We start from the raw sequence: 17,203 nt of genomic DNA on the forward strand, positions 1-17,203 counted from the left end.
GGGCATCTGAAAATATGCACTCAAGTTTTTAAGCTCTCAAATCACTAGAGTGAATTTCAAAGGATTCTTGGTAGGTGCATTTGTTTCCCATGACTGGATGCTTGAAACTCGATTGTTTCTTTTGTTCGTAGGCGCCAAGAAATGTATGCAATCCTTCTTTGGTTAAAGACACAGCACCACTGAGCGGTTCGGTGGTAAAGTCAGTTAGGGTTAGCGATCGCTTGTTAATCAGCGACAACACTACAGCATCCACTATTAAAGGACGAAATTCTTCCATCAAGTCTAAGGCTAGGGAAGGTCTACCATAACGCTCGACGTGTAAGTATCCTAGATAGGGATCGAAGCCAACAATATTTAAAGCACTTTGCACGTCATGACGTAGCAATGAATACCCAAAGCTCAGTAGAGCATTAACTGGATCGGTTGGTGGGCGGCGGCGTCTGGCTTCAAATTGAAATTCTGAGGTTTTAATTAGCTGTTGAAAGCAACCAAAATAAGCTGCACTACCAGCACCTTCTAAGCCTCTGAGAGAATCAATATTGTTTGTGTTTTCGATTGGTGCGATCGCATTTTCCAATCGAGTGATATTATTATTCAGGTCGGTATCAGGATGTTCTCGCTGAGTGCGAAGTAAGCTATGGCGGTAATTTTTCAGTTTACCCCGTACAAATCCTTTAACTAAATGTATTGCTGGTTCTGATTCTCCTATAGCTTGCCATTGGGCTTTACGAACAAAGATATTTTTGGTAACTTCTGGTTCTAAACGTCCTAAATATCGTCCGTTTTGTGTGAGAAATGTTAAACAAATGTGACGTTCTAAAAGTTCACTGACGACGGCGGGAGAAATAGTAGCTCGTCCTAGTACTACAATTCCTTCTAGTTTAATTAAAGGGATATCCAAGATTGTTTTTTGTTCCGCTTTTACGGTAAGGCGTTCGTCAACTTTACCGATAAAAGCATCGGCTTGTGTTACGTAAAGTGTTCCCATTTTTGATTATTCCTAGTAATAATTTGTGCTTGAGTAGATAATTTATCTTTTAAGACGCGATAAATCGCGTCGCTATATCATGTTTTTGGGCTTATCTAAACTGTATTGGAGTATAATTTAATTTACTTCTTGATAACTTTTGACTTTATCAGTTGCTTTGGGCAAACATTGCGAATAAAGACTGCATCCTTGGCAGCGTTTGCTGTAAACTGGTTTTGGCATTGCTCCTGTTTCTAGGAGATTTGTAACAGATTCAATAGTAGCGATCGCACTTTGCCGTAACTCTGCATTAATCTCTACTAATTGCCGTTGATGGGAGTGGGCATAATAGATATATCCAGTAATAACAGCTTGTCCTGTCATCTCTTCCAAACATAAAGCTTGGGCACAAACTTGCAACTCATCGTTATCCCATTCACCTTTGCGTCCGCGTTTATATTCCACTGGATAAACTTGACCTGATTCTGCTTCAATCAAATCAGATTTGCCGATGAGTTTGTATTGCTCAGACTTTAGCCAAATTGCTCGAATCTGCCAAGTTTCTCCTCGTTGTAAATCGCCTGTCGTGTGGACGCGATCGTGTAATGTAGTGCCTTCAATTGTGTATTGATTGTCGTTAAACTCCCCTGCACAAAACATCCGCCAACAACGATGCGGACAATAGGCATATTGATTCAATGCCGCAATGGAAATATATTCAGTTTGATTCATAACTTAGGTAGTTTTTAAATGATTATTGAAATTAGGGAGAATACAACCGCCGAGTCATTCCCATGCCCATAGTTGTTTTTCTCCCGACACCACTATATAAAGCAAAGTCAGCTAAGGCATTGATTTGCTTAAATTGGATTGGTTCAATTTCTCCTAAAATCTTATAGGTAACTTCGCCAATAATGCCAATGAATTTGCTGCGGGAGTCGGCTAATATTTCTGTGTGAATATTGACAAATGAGGGAAATATTGACTCGATCGCAATCTGAGAAAATTCTATACCACTGTATTTATTCCACCGCGAAAGTAGGGAATTAAACACAGATTCTCTGGTAGGAAGGGTAGTATCATACTGTCCTTGACGGAAGGCGGTAGGCGTGCAGAAGCTAAGGTTAATGGAAAAATTGCGGTCGCTAGCTTCTTCGTATAATTGAGCGTAAGTAGTGGCATTTGCCCAAGGTTGAATAGATTGGGGTGTGCCTTGAATGCTGGTAATATACAAGTCAGCCGGGCCAAGATGCCAAGGGCGATTGGGATTAAGATTTAGCCAGAGTTGAGTAAGTTTGCCAAATAGAGTGTCATCTAATAAGGAGATGCGCCACCAACAAGGAGTTCCGGCGGAAATGGGTTGTTGATGTGAGTATTGCAATTTAGATCCCCCCCTACCCCCCTTCAAAAGGGGGGAATTAATTTGTAGAGGGGAGAGGGTGAAAGCTTTGTCAGCAGTGGAATCGTGCAAGCGATCGCCCAATGTGGTATCTACAGAACTAACGAGGGTTAAAAATAGGGCGTGGAGATGTCTACCTGTGAGAAACTGTGGGGGAATAGGCGATTGAGGTAGCAAATTCAACACTAAACTATGAGGCATACTTTCTCTTTTTGGTTGGAGACTGAGTGCTTCTTGACTCTACAGTGAACTCAGGAATTTCCTGGAGTTCAGCTTCACTCAAACTATACTGTTCACAAACTAAACTTAAGCGATTTCCTGGGGTTTTAACAGCGTTAACCGAATGGGTTAAATCACCTTGAAAATAAACTAAAGTATTGAATTGGGGCTTAATTTGCCCAAGTTGGCGTTTGTGCGATCGCAATACCAGTTCTCCCCCTTCCATATCGGGAGGTACTCGCACATAGAGGACGCTGACAACCGCAGGTGGTTCAATGGTTTTGGAGTAGGAACGCAAGGAGCGATCAATGTGCGGATCGACGCGGGAGCCTTCCTTTAGTTGTAAAGGATTGAGGTAAAAAGCATTACAATTCGGCTGGAGAGCCAAATCTAGGTAAGGCTTGAAGTAGGGAAACTGCTGTTCTACTTTTGCTAATCCAGAACGCTGAAATACGACAGAAAATCCTTTAGTGGCGACAAAATCGCGGTTGAGGTTGTTGATCGCAAAGTAAGGACAAGCTTGGATTTCTCCCCACAAGTTGTTTAGGTAATCGCTGGGGAAGGCGTTGGTTTGTTGTTGATAGTGTTTCACGATGGATGTAGTGGGAGAATAGTTCAAGAAGTCATCATGTTAAATAGCACAGAGGAAAGTAGGTTAAGAACTAATCAGTATTTAAAGATTTTGTATATGTTATGATTGACGATTTCTTGTCATTATGCTGGTAAAGTAACTTTTCCTCAAAGTCAGATGTTTTTAGTTTAATAAAAACTCCTGGTAGTTCAACAAAACCAAATTCTGGATTGTACGGATATTCATCTTTACAATCAAACGTACCTGCACCTTGGTTATTGGCTGAAATTTCAATAAATATATCTTTTGAGTACGCAGAACCCCACCCTAAATCTCTTGACTCCCATTGTGTATTTTCATAATTGTAATAATGCTCATAAACATAGGTATTAGCATATTGATTATTTTGGTTTTTGATTAGACGATCAATAGGAACTGTTACCTTATGTTTTTGTTGGTTGCCATTTTCATCTTTATAAAGATAAATCAATGTTGATGATGGCTTCCAGCTACGAGTAATTACTAAACCCTTTTCATGAGCGGGTTGAGAAGTTAAATCTGCCCCATAAACATAGTCATGCAGCATTGAAAAAAGTTCTACTACTCGATAATCATCTATTTGTTGGGTTATAGAAATACATTTAGCAATTATTTGAGCATCAAAATCTTCTAATGATTGGAGATTTTTTTGATATTTTTGCCATCCAAAATCATCTAAGGTATTGGCAAAATCAGGAATTTCATCACCTACTAAAATTACTTTTGCATCTGAAATATTTCCTTTACGGTTACAGCGTCCTGCTCTCTGAATCAAATTCTCAGGTGGGCAAATTTGGGATATCAGCACCTCAGCATTCAAGTCACAACCAACTTCTATTGCACTGGTTGTAACCAAAATATAAGGCTGACTGTTTGCATCCCGTTCTTGTATTTGTTTGTAGATAATTGGCCTAATCTGGTCGGCAATTCTACCATGATATAGAAATATAAATTGTCCCAAAACATCAGTATTTGAACCAAAGTTTTTAATTAAATACTGGTAAATAGCTGCTGTGTCTTTAACAGTTTCAACTACAGCAATAATTCGGCGATTAGCTTTTAATTGCCATTCCTTAAGAATAATTTTTGCAATCTCATTTTGGAACACTTCAGGATTATCTTGGTCACGTTTAAGATGACTATGCCATTCAAAAGCTTTTTTATTGAGATGAGGTTGCTTTAAGGTTTGTTGCTGAAATTGATTGAGTTCTTCTAAATAGTCATAATTATCTACAAAATCAATTAAAGATAAATAGTTAAATCGCTCATAATGCTCTATTGGCATAGTAGCTGTCATTAAAACGAGAGAGCGTCCGGCTTCATAGAGAGATTTGACTAAGCTTTGAAAGTTCGTAAATGATATTTCATCATAAGTATGAGCCTCATCAAAGCAAATTAAAGTTTTTTCTCGATGAATCCTTAAAGGGAAAATAAAAGACTTTTGTTTATCACCAAAAGCAAAATAACGATATAGAAACTTATCCAGGGTTGTTAATATAACATCCCCTTTATATAGATGACGGCGAGAATTGATATTTAGTGTAGAAGTGATATCTTCCCCATTGCGATAAACCCATCTGTACATCTGCGCTCCTGTGTCCACAACCAGAGATATTTCACGTTCTGGTTGTAATTTTGAAAATTTCTTCAGATATTTCTCAATTCTCTCTTTCTGGTCTTCTAATAAACTACGAGCAGGTAAAGGCAGAAACAGACGATATCCTCTCGCTAATGCTGGAAATAAAATAGCTTCCATTTTACCAGAACCCGTAGGAGATTTCAGCATAACTGCTGGATGGTCATTATTAGCTATAGCTTTAAATACTTCCCTTTGCATAGGATTAGGAACAAAATTTTCTCCTCCCAGTACCTTATAAATAGAGTTGTAATTCCAATTTTTTAAGTTATCATCTGATTTATAGTAAATCAAGGTAATTGATTTAGGCTCTGATTTTTCAGGTTTTCCTTGCTGAGACTGCCACCAGTTCCTAGCAATTTTATCCAGTAAAGTACCTAACTTATAATGTTCATTTTTGTCAAAATATTTTTGCAGTTCATCCTTGTCTGATTGACTCACCTTCATTGACCAATAGGCAAAAGATAAGGAAATCGAGCTATCTTCAAAGGGATAAGGATCAATTAAGTAATTAAAATCGTTTAGCTTGGCAGTAGTATAATCCATAAATGCACGAGAATCTGCTTGCTCATCGTTTCCAATTACACGACAGGCTAATTCAGCTTCAATTTGGTCGCACATTTCCAAAATGTATAGTTCTTGTGCATAAGCTAGAATATCTTCAGCCAAAATATCGGCATAATCTGTTGACTGTTTTCTCAGTTTGTAGGCATCACGGCAAATATCACCAACAGAAAAATCATGATGCCCTACGGCTAAACATTGCGCCCATTCATCAGAGCTAACTGCTTCAAAACGATGACCTTTGAATGAGTATATGTATTCTTTAAATTTTCCTTCTTTAATGATTTTTCCCTCAATTTTAAATTTGTTAGGTTTTCCTCTGTCGTGAACTCTTGCTCCTTCGTCTACTCGTTTTTTAGATTTTTGTTTTTCCTCTATATTTGCACCAGAAAAGTAATTTGTTTTCCAAGATTTGATTAGCTTTCTGACATTAGCAACATGGTTTCCCAGTGGTTGAAAGTAAACTACATCGGGAACTGGATTAGTTTTATCTGGGAAAAAGACTCGACCAAAATCAAGAGGATGCTGATGCTTGGACTTAGACATAAACTTCTCCTTTCAACAGATTTATGAGAGATACAGGAATATGAATTTTTCCGTTGGTGTAATAATCTAAAGTTGGAGGATCACCAATTGGATGAGCAAAATAGGCAGTAACAAAAGGGACAAAGCCATTTACCTGAGTGGGGTTGTGATCTAGAAAACCCTCCCTTTCAGACACAGGTTGGGTATTAGCTGACCAGTTGTAGCGATACAGGTTATAGATATCGCAACCTTTAATAAAGTAATTGCTTTGTAATAAGTCTTCGATTGGGACAATTGTTGATGGGTTAGCCGCAATTGTTTGACGTTCCATCTCAATTAATTCTGAAACTTCTTTAACTACGGCATAGCCTTCTTTACCTAATTTACAGCCGTAGCCTTCCAATTTTTGAAAGTATTCTAGACCTGCTTTAGATTCGCTGATTACATAACCAACTAATTCTTCTGCAATGAAATATTCCCATGTGTGAAGTTGAAAATTTGCCTTGTCTTCAGCCAAGTAAAGCCTGGAGAAAGAATCATGGTTAAACTCTCGCATTCCTTTTCGATAAGTCCGATGTACTCCGCTCCATTTTCCTGAAACTGGGTATGCACCTAAAGCTATATAAATAGGTGGTAGAGCATAAATTGGTGGATTTTCGTTGTTCACGCGAGTCTCAGGAATCTCTAGCTCGACGCTCATCATACCGAGTCTGCGTAAAAATCCAGATAGAGTAGTTGGTGGTACAAAAGGATAAGTTGCAATGTTAAGAATTGACCCAGGCAGGATGCGAAATGTCATCGCTGCCGTTGGCTGAATTGTGAATTTGAGGCAGTACATGACTTATGCCTGTAAAACGTTGTCAACGAAGTTGCTAGAATATTCCTGCAATTTTTCTAAAGCCGCATCACCAATCCACCGCTCAAAATGTGTTTCTTGAATGTGGTCAGTTGCATCTTCAGGTTTTCTAGAAAGTCTGATAAATTCTGCGATCGCTTCTTCAGGATTGTTGATAGCAGGAGATACAATTGGACGTTTACGTTTTGGTACAAGGTAGCGATCTACAACTAGCAATGGTTGATGTTCGCTAGATTCTGCGATCGCAATTCCCTTCGGATTACCAGAACCAATGCGAGGTAAAGAATCTAGAAAAGCATAGCCAACAGAAGCAAAATCTTTGTCAGTTATACTCAATCCGTGGTTAGATACTGGATACAGAATACCTGGCTGGTTGTACTCTCGCTTAAAAGGTATCGGCTTATCTTCTTTGTTAGTTAATTGATTAGCTATAAGCGCAGGGTGCATAGCTCGTTGCTTTTCTACAGGATAAATTTCCTGTACGGCCACACCACCACCGTGTGTAACACGACCGATCAAAGTTTTTTGTCCAGCAATCAAACCGCCATAAGTCCCACAGATAGGACAACTTGGTAGAGCGCAGGTTTTAGGGATACCACACTGTTCTCTATCACCGAGTAGTTCACCTGTTTTGACTGGTGCCCAAATCAAGCAACGCCGTTCTACACCTTTTCTTTTTGTTGGAGAAAGATAGCATTTTTCGATTGAGCGGGGTTCGGTTGAAAGTGCATCTTTAATCTTTAACTTCACTGTTTCAACTAAGTTTACATTTACCTGTACCTCATGCCCAAAATAAAGTTCTTGAGAACCTTCTAGAATGGCATAAATATCAAAGTGTAAACGTGGCTTGTTATCATCAGTCTTGGGAAGTCCAGTAGCCATAATTATTTCTCACTATTTGATTTAAGTTTGCGAACTAATTCAGGAAAGCGTGTGTAAAGAGAAAGTTTAAGTTGATACGTCAAATCTTTCCAATCTTTATCTTGAGAGTAGCCATTCTCCGCGAAGTGTGCATAAGCTTTCAAAACATCATCAGCATAAAGTTTGAGCCAAGTTTTGCCTGAATCATCTTTTTCTTCTCGTCCTGAAATTTCTAATTCCTTTAATAATTTGTTGGTTTGTTCATATATGAAGTCATTATCTGGATTTTTCCAGAGTCTAGCTTCTACGCTAGTTTTTTCTTTATCTCCTAGAGTGGCGTAATAGCAGAAAGCAACTGCATCATCGACTTTTTCAATTATTTTGCTGACTTCCCGCTCTGCCTCTTCTGGTTTCATTGCTTTTTTTGCTGTACTTTCCAGAGAATTAGCAAAAGCATAAGTTAAACCAGTTAAAGCAGCTACATCTCTGTATAAATTTGCTCTTTTTAAGAGTTGATTATCTGAGCGCATAGAACCTCCTTTTAATTCCAAGTCTTTTTGTAATATCTTCCAGTAAATTTCACGAATATGCTCTAACTTTAAATAGTTAGTAGCCTTAGCAACTTTTGTAAGAGTGTAATCTGCCAAGTAGGGTAAGTCTTGCTGTACATAACGTATAGCATCCCCTAAATTCATATTGATATCTTTACCAGCTATAATTATTGACTGGCTGTAGCTCTCCATTAAGCCTTTAATAAAAATTAAGTGTCTGCTTAACAAAGGGATTGGTTCACTACCTTGACTAATTAACAAAAAGTTGAAGTCTGCAATAACTTCTAACGGAAATATAAAAGCTACTTTAGCTAGAGCATACTGAACTTGACCTAGTTTTTTAGCTGCTATTTCACCTCCATTTGTGCGGTCTGAGGCTAAAACTATATAGCGACCCGCACTCAGATGTAACTCTTTATTAGTCAACATTCTGATATAGTCTTTAGCTTTTAATTCTGATGCAACATTTCTATCAGCAGCTTCAAGTTGCAAGATAATACTTTCATCTGTAACTTTAAGTGGGGAAGCAAATGCTAATGCAGAACAGGAAGCACAAATATAAGGTCTACCCTCACTTGATGCTGATTGACGACGCTGAGAAGGTCGCTCAAACATGAATCTAAGAACTTGCCATCTTGCAGTTTTTCGCTTTAGTGCTACACCGCATGAATAGCAAAATTCTTTACTATCATCTCCAGGTGATCGCATTTCCCCTAAAATTGCTTCTTCTGTCAGTAAAGGTTGCGGTAATGGATCGTTTGAATGAATTTCTAGCAACCGATACATCTCAGAGATACATTGAGTAAAAATATCACCACGAGTTGAGTTAATTTGGTCTGTTGCAGTTTTTGTAAAGTTTTTGGAAATTCTACTAATTTCACAAAACTTTTCAGGATTCTTTTCTTCATCTTGTTTAATAAACTCAAAAGTTTCTCCTCTCGATTTATTAAATATTTGCAACTTTTGCTGAATCGAATTTGAGCTAAAAACGACTTCTACCCTAAGCTTTTCTTGTTGCTTTTGCAGTTTTTTATGTTCTGATTTAGTCAGCTTCGCTCCCGATAGTTGAGCTTCTATCTGTTCCAACTCTTGCCATGCAGCATTTTGCTCTTCTAAGCTTTTACCAAAAGATTTTCGGAAATATTCAGTATATTTATCAGCTTCCTTAATTTGCATTGTTTTCTTGTCTTGCAACTCTTTTATTTTGGATTTGTGCGTTTTCTCATCCAAATCAGATTCAGCAAGTTCTTTTTCTAATGCATCAATCTGCCTTTGACGGTTGTTTTGACGTTCTCCTACATCACGTATAACAGCGTAGTACCAAGCTGCTAACACATTTGATTGCTCTTTAGTCAAAATTGGTACATCTAAAGTGCTAAATCCTCGTCCAGAGAGAGTTACCGAATTTAGCATCTGAATGAAAGTCTGCACTAACCCTGGTAATTGATGTTTAGTATTTCCATAAGCAGAAAAAGCCACTTTTTCTAGAAACTCTTTCCAAAGTTCTGCAAAGCCAGGTATTTGCTTATCGGGAATGAAAACTCTCACATGGTAATCGCTTTCATCAAGCACTACAATTTGATGCAGCTTTTGCAAGTATTCCAAAAATCGGTCAACTGCGCTTTTTGTTGCTAACCTTGCTTGCAACTCACCAGGTAAAGGACATTTGTAGAGAATCTTAACTTTCCCAATTTCTTGATCTTGGTAAATTACTTTATGTCCATCCAACTCAAGCTGTAGCAATACTTTGATCGTTCGATTTGGCTTGGCTAAACTTAACTCCCGCTTAAGCCAAGGTGAGTCAAACTGTGATGCAATAGCAAATGTCTCAGCTTTACTTGCTAATATCGAAATTAAAGCCTTGGAATTTGGTAGAGGCACTTTCGCAGCAAGCGCAGCTGTTAATATCTTCAGGTTAACAGCCGTGTTCATGATTTTAATTTTAAGCAAATTCTATTTGCAGGAGTAGGTTTTGATATACCCACTCCCAACAGTTATAACCTTCTGAAACTAGAAGTTCCAGTTAGCAAAAGAAATTACGTTACCCTCGTCATCACAGATCCAAAGACACATCAACTCTGCAATCCATCGCCTACGCTTTTGGATTTGCATTGTGAAGTCATCTATCTCATCCTGATACTGGGCTATCTTCCTTGCGATCTGATTAGGATCGCAGTCCATACATTCACCTCCTCTAGCCACAGGAAAATCGCCGGAGGTCATCTAGCTGTGTTACCCTTGAAATTGCGAGTTTAAAGGATATAACTGGATTTACCTCCGGTTATATTTAACACTACCATAAATTTTTATTGTCTTACAGATATAGATTAACAAAGCCTCTTTTGGACTATAATATCTATTAGCCTCTAAATTACCCTAATCCCTTATCAGGGATTGAAATTTACAGGATATAGATTATAGAGGTTGAAGGTTTCCCTTCTATTCAAAACTAATCCCTATCAGGGCTTTCAAGCTAGAGCGTTGCTCTGGCTTTTTTTATACCTCCATTTTTGTCACTGCATTTAAGAATAAACCTTTAATTGCATTTACAATTTAGATATTGACATAGATATTTTAAAATTGCAAGTACGTTTTTGTTAATGCCGAGAAAAAAAGAAACGATTACACTATCAATTCCACCAGGAACTAAGGAACAACTAGAAGCGATCGCCCGCCGCCTCAATATCACTTGGGGCAAAGAACCCAGTATTTCGGGCTTAATAGTAGCGATCGCACAACAATCTGTAGAGGTCGGAAAGCCCTTTACACTTGACTCTAACCAAGTTAATGGTTTACAACAGGCAATTAAAGCTTTAAGCGATGCAGGTCGTATTGGCGAAGCTCAAACTGTAATTACACTTTTACTGGAACGGGGAAATTTAGATGCAGCAATGCGCCAATCTTTACTCAAGCAAGCAAGTAAACTCGTACAAGCATGGCGAAGTCAAATAAATGAATATAGGCAAAATCAACAGCCTTTTTACCTGCTTTATGAAAATTCCCAAGGGCAAGAACTACAGTACACAGTACGTTATGCAGAACCACGCTTCTTTGATACACGCTTTTATTTAATGATTTGGTGTGAAGAAACAGAGGATGTAGAAAATTTGATTCCTGATTTGCCAGAACTTTGGCACAACCGCAATTTAATCTTTGATAAAATCCGCTCAATTGTACCTGCAAGCGGCGAATGGCGAGAGGGATTAGATTACCTGAAAGTGTACTTACAGTTTCGAGGCTGGATGGTAAAGTCTTATCAACGTAGGGAAGATGACTTAGAAGACGAAATGATCGGGGATGTGCGTCAAGTGGTGCGAGGGGTTGTCAACGACTTTTGGCTGATTCGAGAAGTTGCACGTTATTGGGAAGATTGCGTGATTGTATCACCTGAAAGTCTGCGCGATCGCCTCAAACAAAAACTCCTCACCCTATGCAATTTATACGATATCGAAACCAGGAGTTAAATCTTGTGGGGTAGGACGGAAAGCCTGTCCTCCTAAACATCTGGCTCAATCGGTCGATATTCCTGAATGCTTCCCCTCTGAATAATCCACAACTTCCCAGTTACTTATGCGGCATTTAGCCCCTCAATCAGTGTCTCTATTGCTTCTTGCCAAAATGCAAAATTAGGATGAGAAGGTAAGCGAATAATCACAATTCCTGAATAGTCAGAAGGATTGTATTTTAAACGATTTCCGAAACCGCGATCGCAACTAACTAAACATCTACCTTCACGGCGACAAACATCAATAACTTCAGGGTCGGGTGCAGAACTTAAACCTTGTCCTAGTACTGTTGCAACATCGTGTCCTGCTAATTGCAATAAAGTTACAACCCGCAAGTCGATATTTTCATCTAGCTTTAATTTCACGCATTTGCTTCCTTTTTTTTTGTCAAAGGAAGTTCCACAAAAACATCCCGCGCCATCTCTGCACCATAGGCGATACAAGCCAGCACATCTTCTCTTTCTATACTTGGATAAGCTTCAAGAACTTCTTCAATTGTTGTACCACCAGCTAAATAGTCCAAGATTAGAGAAACCCAAATCCGATGTCCGCGAATGCAAGGTTTACCAAAACAAATGTTCGGATCGATGGAAATGCGAGAAAGCAAATCATTGTTACTCATACAGCTTTACCTCTAATAGCCTGTAGTTCTAACATATCCATCCTTCATCTTCCTTTGGCTTCCAATGCCAATCTCCCAACCTTAAACTTTCCTTCAACTCTTCCCCTCTCCGACTCGGAGAGGGACGGTTTTACGTAGCAAAACCTTCTTAGAGGTCTTTTATTTGCAACTCCTCTAACATCCTTGACAAAAGTACACTTCCATAAGATGCACTCATGTAGCCATTATCTGCGATCGCCTATAGTCATCTACAATACTTAAGTAAGACAAATGACGTAATAGCAAGGTTTCCAGACAAAAATTCTGAAAATTAAAGAAAAAAATAATTACTAATTGCTTAAAAATTCCGGTTTATTTAGCTTTGGGGTGATAAATAAAAATAATAGCGTTGAATGCCATGCTTCCTAGCACGAAGGATTACTGAAATTCTTCGCTGCTTTCAAGATGACTACTGAACATCAAACAACATCTGCCGCCAATCAGTTTTTTACTGGGGATGCTTCTGCACTACGAACCTGAAGATGCAGCTACATCAATGGGCTTCTACCACAAAACTTGCTTTAGATGTATCTAAGTAACTATGCTGACAAAGTGTAAAGATGCCACGGTATCTAGGAGCGAATTTTAAAGCAATTGTAAAGGATTTGGTGTCATTTTGGCAGGTTTTTATCCCAAATATGGGATATTAGTAGATTGTACAAATCTCTATTGTTATTCACTATCTACCGACAACTGCTAAGTACAAGTTTAAGTAATTTAATGAAGTAGGAAATAATACATGGTATTATCACTGTCTTCTCATAATGTTATCCAGTATCTGCTAGAAGCGGGACTGTGTAGCTCAGAAGATGACGCATCAGATAAATCTGAGTTGCCAGGAAGTAGTAAGAACAATTTCGGTTTACTAGTGACTCTAGCAGATAATCGGAAACTGCTCATTAAACAAGAACGTAACGTTAACAACAATGACGCCGCGCCCCATGAATTGTTTCAGGAGTGGCTATTTCATCAGTTGCTCCAGCAGTTTCCAGTTCTTGGCAATATTTCTGCGATGCCTACGGCGGTAAACTACGCACCATTGGTAGTGCATTTTGACGAAGAAAATTCTATCCTTGTCCGCAACTACTTAGGTGATTATCTGGAGCTTGCGACATTATACCATAACAATGATCTTTTCCCGCAAGAAATTGCCACTGCGATCGGCACTACTTTAGCAAGACTGCATCGCGCAACCTATAACCGCCGAGAATATAAGGATTTTATGGCAACTGCTCCCCAAGGAGAGTTTCGCTATGGCTTTTACAATCCGGCGCAAGGGGTAGAGTCAATTGGGCCGGAGATTTTTGGGACGGTTCCCACGGATGCGCTGAAATTTTATCTACTATACCAGCAATCGGAGAGTTTGGAATCAGCGATCGCAGATTTAGCATACGGCTGGAATCCTTGCTGCTTGACTCACAACGACCTGAAATTGAACAACATTTTGGTTCATTCCAGGTGGGAGAAACTAGACAATTGCCTAGTACGACTAATTGATTGGGATGCTTGTTCTTGGGGAGATCCCGCCTTCGATTTAGGTACTTTACTAGCAAGCTATTTAGAAATTTGGCTCCATAGCCTCGTAGTAGACCCCACCATTGAGTTAGAAGAATCTCTACATTTAGCATTGACACCGTTGGAGAGTTTACAACCTTCAATCATTGCCCTAATTAGGGGTTATCTAAATGCTTTCCCGATGATTTTAGAATACCGCAGTGACTTTATTGTGCGAGTTATCCAGTTTGCGGGGCTAGCACTAATTCATCAAATTCAGGATATGATTACCTACCGAAAATCCTTTAATAATGCTGACATCTGTATGCTCGAAGTGGCTAAAAGTTTACTCACTATGCCGCAGCAAGCTGTATTGACAATTTTTGGGATATCAGAGTCAGAAATTCTGAATCCTGTGGCAAAAATCCATAAACTTCCTCAACCTGGAAAACAGCAGCAGTTACTTCGCATTTATTACGAAAAAACTCGGCTTCACGGTTGTTAATGGCAGGGAGCAGAACAATTTGAAGAAGAATTCAGGAGTCAGAATTCAGGAGTCAGAATAGTTAAAAAATCAGTAGTAAATTTGATGAAGATACTAATCATACTCGAATTTATATTATTGGTATATTCTGACTATTGACTTTTAAATTTTTACGAAATTTTGAATTTTTCTGCGTATTGCCATATCATAGCTTTTCGAGAATTTTTGCCCCAGAGGGTTTTTATAATTTTGGATTTTCCAGTTTAATTTATAAATGGATTAATGCTAAATTACTCTATCAATCAACCGCTAACTTCTCTATTCGACATTGCTAAGAATATCCAGATTGAGTCTAATTTTTGTATTTATCATCCTAATTATCAACCCTTCGCTCTGCCGAGTAAAATAGCCGAGAGATTTCAGCACAATTCTGTAGATTTACAACATAAATATCTCACTCTATTGCTGCGAAACTTTCTCTATGGAATCTATTACAATGGCTCTCTACAAAGTACTTTAGCAGTCAATACTGATACGCCGAAGCAGAATTTAGCAGATAATTCCATTTTGGAAATTGATTGGGACTTTTACGAGCAATTGCACGCCAGTAATCACGGCATAGGTTACTTTGACCCCCAATGGCAGGTGTTGCGGAAAGAACCTGATGGTACTATGGCGGTGACTAAAGGCGGTTTAACACTTTATGTTGAGCCAGACTGCCATCTAAAATCCAGCAAGAAATCTACCAAAGTGGGTGATATGGTAGCAATTTGGATGCCCAAAAATAGAATGCAAAATGGCTGTTACTTGGCAGTTAGCAATGTCGGACAGGAACGGCAAAGTAAGCCCGATGCTGATTTGGGAGCAGGGCGAATTTACTTTAACTTTACGCCATCTGGTGCGATCGCTCTCATGGAAAGTCTGACACTGCAATTGAATGCAGTCTCGATTCCCTTTAGCTTTCAGGTTCTTCACAATCCCAGTGCATACGGACGCTATGATTCGGGGCTACTCTACTTTGAACTCCCCGACTATCCAGCAATTCGCACAATCCTTCAGACTGTTTATTTAGAAAATCAATCCTATTTCCAGCCGGAAATTCCCTTGTTTACAAAATTTTTAGCACCAGGGTTAGGTTTAGCCGAAGAACCAATCCAAAAGTTTGCAGCACAAGAAAGTTTTGGGATGAACCGTTGCCAAATAGTCGCTAATGCTTTATTGGAAGCTTGGCAAAAAGGTAAAAATGCGATGGAGGAGCGGATGAGCACGATTGACGAACACTTTGTACGCCATACAATCGACTTGCAGCGTCCTTATCTTAATCCAAGTTCTGAGGATATATATAAGCCAATACACTTGGGTTAAGGCTAAAACTCTTTCAGGACTTACGCAAACAATAGCCGAAACCCTTATTTTCTTCTTAGGGCAATTCATGTAGACGCAAAGCGGTGAGGGGGTCGCAGTCTTCTCCCTACAGCCCTTCTCCTAAAGGAGACGCTGTTCGCGTTCGGGCATCCTACGGCAGGTGCTAGCGTCTCCCAAAGGGATTCGGGAGACGCTAAAAGCGATAGCGCAGCGTAAAGCCAACTCTTGGAGAGGCTGCGCCAACGGCATGGCAACGAACGCTATGAGCGACTTTGCGAGCGTCGGGCGGTTCCCGTCGAAAGCGTTGCAGTAGCGAGTCTTCTCCCTTGGCGCTAGCCTCTCCCTTTGGGAGAAGGGCAGACGATGCCGCGCAACGAGCGTCTTGCGTTAGCGCTAGCGGTAGCGAGTCCGCGAGCGTCACCCCCGAACCCGATAGCGCAGCGTAAAGCCTTCGGCATAGCAACGCTATGAGCGAGTCCGCGAGCGTCAGGGCTTAAGGCAGGGCATTGCCCTTACAGGGTGTACTTTTGCGTAAGTCCTATTTTTGTCAAAGTTAATTTTTTTAACGTAAAACATTGCAGCTTTGGGGGTTTCCATAAACAACCCTGAAGTTCCGGGGATTGCTTGCTGGAGGGACAACGAAGAAAAGTTTCCGACAGGCGGCGAAATCTGGGACAAAGCCTACTTTACATTTGGTACTCCAAATCGGTGTAGGTAGTTTACAGACTCTGTGTCATAGCGCAGCTTCAGCTATTGATAAATTGAACCATCAGGCATAATCGCCCCTGCTAAGTTAGTACCAACTAGTTTAACCAGAAGGCGCTCACCAGAACGAATCCGCGCTCCCGTTAAGTCGGCTCCTCGCAAGTCGGCCCCACTGAGATCCGCTCCAATCAAATTAGCTGCGCGTAAATTCGCCTCTCTAAGATCCGCTAAAAGTAGGTTTGCCCGAAATAAATTTGCTTCAGATAAATTCGCTCCTCTGAGGTTGACTTTGTGCATAAAAGTATCGCTGAGATTAGCACCACTCAAATTGGCATAACTTAGATTTCTGCCAGACAAGTCTTTATTGCTCAAATTTGCCCGACTGTAGTCTTTGCCACTCAAGTCTGAGTTTTGCTTTGGTGGTTTCTGGATTGTTTCAGATGGTTTTTCCTGTTGAGGTGGCGGTGAGTGATGTGTGGTTTGATGTTTGGTTTGATGTTTGGTTTTTAAAGAACGCAATTTTTCACGAGCTTCATTTATAGCTTTCAGCTTGTCTTGTGCTTTCTGCTGTAAACGGAGATTGTCTTTGGGAATGCGATCGGGATGCCAAACAAAGACTAAATCTTTGTAAGCCTGGTTCACTTCCTCAAGTGTTGCCCCAGGCTCTAATTCTAAAACTCTATAGTAGTGCTCCAGATCGCTCATACGATATTTTGGTGGACAATCAACTTAATTATGAGTGATGGAGCCATTTATTCGCTGCATCATTTGTTATTGGGGATTGGGGATTGGGGATTGGG

At 39.7% G+C, this 17,203-nt stretch carries 16 protein-coding genes; 3 read left to right on the forward strand and 13 right to left on the reverse strand.

From position 1 onward, the window contains the following. Window positions 1-28 precede the first annotated feature (28 nt). From cas1d to ACFFAP_RS24465, 9 genes are all read right to left on the reverse strand, one after another. The gene (cas1d, locus tag ACFFAP_RS24425; RefSeq protein WP_375513642.1) at window positions 29-988 is read right to left on the reverse strand and encodes a type I-D CRISPR-associated endonuclease Cas1d; all 960 of its coding nucleotides are present in this window, start codon (window positions 986-988) and stop codon (window positions 29-31) included. A gap of 117 nt (window positions 989-1,105) precedes the next feature. Beyond that, window positions 1,106-1,699 carry a CRISPR-associated protein Cas4 gene (gene cas4, locus ACFFAP_RS24430; protein ID WP_375513643.1) on the reverse strand — a complete coding sequence of 198 codons (594 nt, stop codon included), beginning with the start codon at window positions 1,697-1,699 and terminating at the stop codon, window positions 1,106-1,108. Window positions 1,700-1,730: 31 nt separating this feature from the next. Then, entirely contained in the window at window positions 1,731-2,567 is an 837-nt protein-coding gene (cas6, locus tag ACFFAP_RS24435) for a CRISPR-associated endoribonuclease Cas6 (RefSeq protein WP_375513644.1), read from the reverse strand. Continuing rightward, the gene (locus ACFFAP_RS24440) at window positions 2,557-3,177 is read right to left on the reverse strand and encodes a 2OG-Fe(II) oxygenase (RefSeq protein ID WP_375513657.1); all 621 of its coding nucleotides are present in this window, start codon (window positions 3,175-3,177) and stop codon (window positions 2,557-2,559) included. Before ACFFAP_RS24440 ends, cas6 begins: the two co-directional genes overlap by 11 nt. A gap of 70 nt (window positions 3,178-3,247) precedes the next feature. Beyond that, window positions 3,248-5,941 (reverse strand): CRISPR-associated helicase Cas3', encoded by a 2,694-nt coding sequence (gene cas3, locus ACFFAP_RS24445; protein ID WP_375513645.1) that lies wholly within the window; start codon window positions 5,939-5,941, stop codon window positions 3,248-3,250. Continuing rightward, window positions 5,934-6,758 carry a hypothetical protein gene (locus tag ACFFAP_RS24450; RefSeq protein ID WP_375513646.1) on the reverse strand — a complete coding sequence of 275 codons (825 nt, stop codon included), beginning with the start codon at window positions 6,756-6,758 and terminating at the stop codon, window positions 5,934-5,936. The genes cas3 and ACFFAP_RS24450 overlap by 8 nt, the downstream gene beginning before the upstream one ends. Before the next feature lie 3 nt (window positions 6,759-6,761). Next, entirely contained in the window at window positions 6,762-7,658 is an 897-nt protein-coding gene (locus ACFFAP_RS24455; protein WP_375513647.1) for a hypothetical protein, read from the reverse strand. Window positions 7,659-7,660: 2 nt separating this feature from the next. Beyond that, window positions 7,661-10,120 (reverse strand): hypothetical protein, encoded by a 2,460-nt coding sequence (locus ACFFAP_RS24460; RefSeq protein WP_375513648.1) that lies wholly within the window; start codon window positions 10,118-10,120, stop codon window positions 7,661-7,663. 78 nt (window positions 10,121-10,198) lie between these two features. Then, window positions 10,199-10,411 (reverse strand): hypothetical protein, encoded by a 213-nt coding sequence (locus ACFFAP_RS24465; RefSeq protein ID WP_375513649.1) that lies wholly within the window; start codon window positions 10,409-10,411, stop codon window positions 10,199-10,201. A gap of 377 nt (window positions 10,412-10,788) precedes the next feature. On the opposite strand from ACFFAP_RS24465, the gene ACFFAP_RS24470 reads away from it, so the two are divergent. Then, window positions 10,789-11,652 carry a transcriptional regulator gene (locus ACFFAP_RS24470; RefSeq protein WP_375513650.1) on the forward strand — a complete coding sequence of 288 codons (864 nt, stop codon included), beginning with the start codon at window positions 10,789-10,791 and terminating at the stop codon, window positions 11,650-11,652. Window positions 11,653-11,756: 104 nt separating this feature from the next. Here the strand turns inward: ACFFAP_RS24470 and ACFFAP_RS24475 are convergent, their stop codons facing one another. Both ACFFAP_RS24475 and ACFFAP_RS24480 read right to left on the reverse strand, forming a co-directional pair. Further along, on the reverse strand, window positions 11,757-12,059 hold the full coding sequence (locus tag ACFFAP_RS24475; protein WP_375513651.1) for a DUF5615 family PIN-like protein: 303 nt from the start codon (window positions 12,057-12,059) through the stop codon (window positions 11,757-11,759). Continuing rightward, a complete protein-coding gene (locus ACFFAP_RS24480; RefSeq protein WP_375513652.1) occupies window positions 12,056-12,316 on the reverse strand; it encodes a DUF433 domain-containing protein in 261 nt (86 codons plus the stop codon). Before ACFFAP_RS24480 ends, ACFFAP_RS24475 begins: the two co-directional genes overlap by 4 nt. A 778-nt stretch (window positions 12,317-13,094) precedes the next feature. Here ACFFAP_RS24480 and ACFFAP_RS24485 point away from each other — a divergent pair. Next, window positions 13,095-14,354, forward strand: a complete 1,260-nt coding sequence (locus ACFFAP_RS24485) for an aminoglycoside phosphotransferase family protein (protein WP_375513653.1) — start codon at window positions 13,095-13,097, stop codon at window positions 14,352-14,354. A gap of 261 nt (window positions 14,355-14,615) precedes the next feature. Then, window positions 14,616-15,698 carry a T3SS effector HopA1 family protein gene (locus tag ACFFAP_RS24490; RefSeq protein ID WP_375513654.1) on the forward strand — a complete coding sequence of 361 codons (1,083 nt, stop codon included), beginning with the start codon at window positions 14,616-14,618 and terminating at the stop codon, window positions 15,696-15,698. A gap of 193 nt (window positions 15,699-15,891) precedes the next feature. Here ACFFAP_RS24490 and ACFFAP_RS24495 read toward each other — a convergent pair whose 3' ends face one another. Beyond that, window positions 15,892-16,119, reverse strand: coding sequence for a hypothetical protein (locus ACFFAP_RS24495; RefSeq protein WP_375513655.1), 228 nt, complete (start codon window positions 16,117-16,119; stop codon window positions 15,892-15,894). Between the two features lie 329 nt (window positions 16,120-16,448). Then, window positions 16,449-17,108, reverse strand: coding sequence for a pentapeptide repeat-containing protein (locus tag ACFFAP_RS24500; protein WP_375513656.1), 660 nt, complete (start codon window positions 17,106-17,108; stop codon window positions 16,449-16,451). Window positions 17,109-17,203: the final 95 nt, after the last annotated feature.

The organism is uncultured Nostoc sp., assembly GCF_964245575.1.
In the GTDB taxonomy this organism is placed as follows: domain Bacteria; phylum Cyanobacteriota; class Cyanobacteriia; order Cyanobacteriales; family Nostocaceae; genus Nostoc.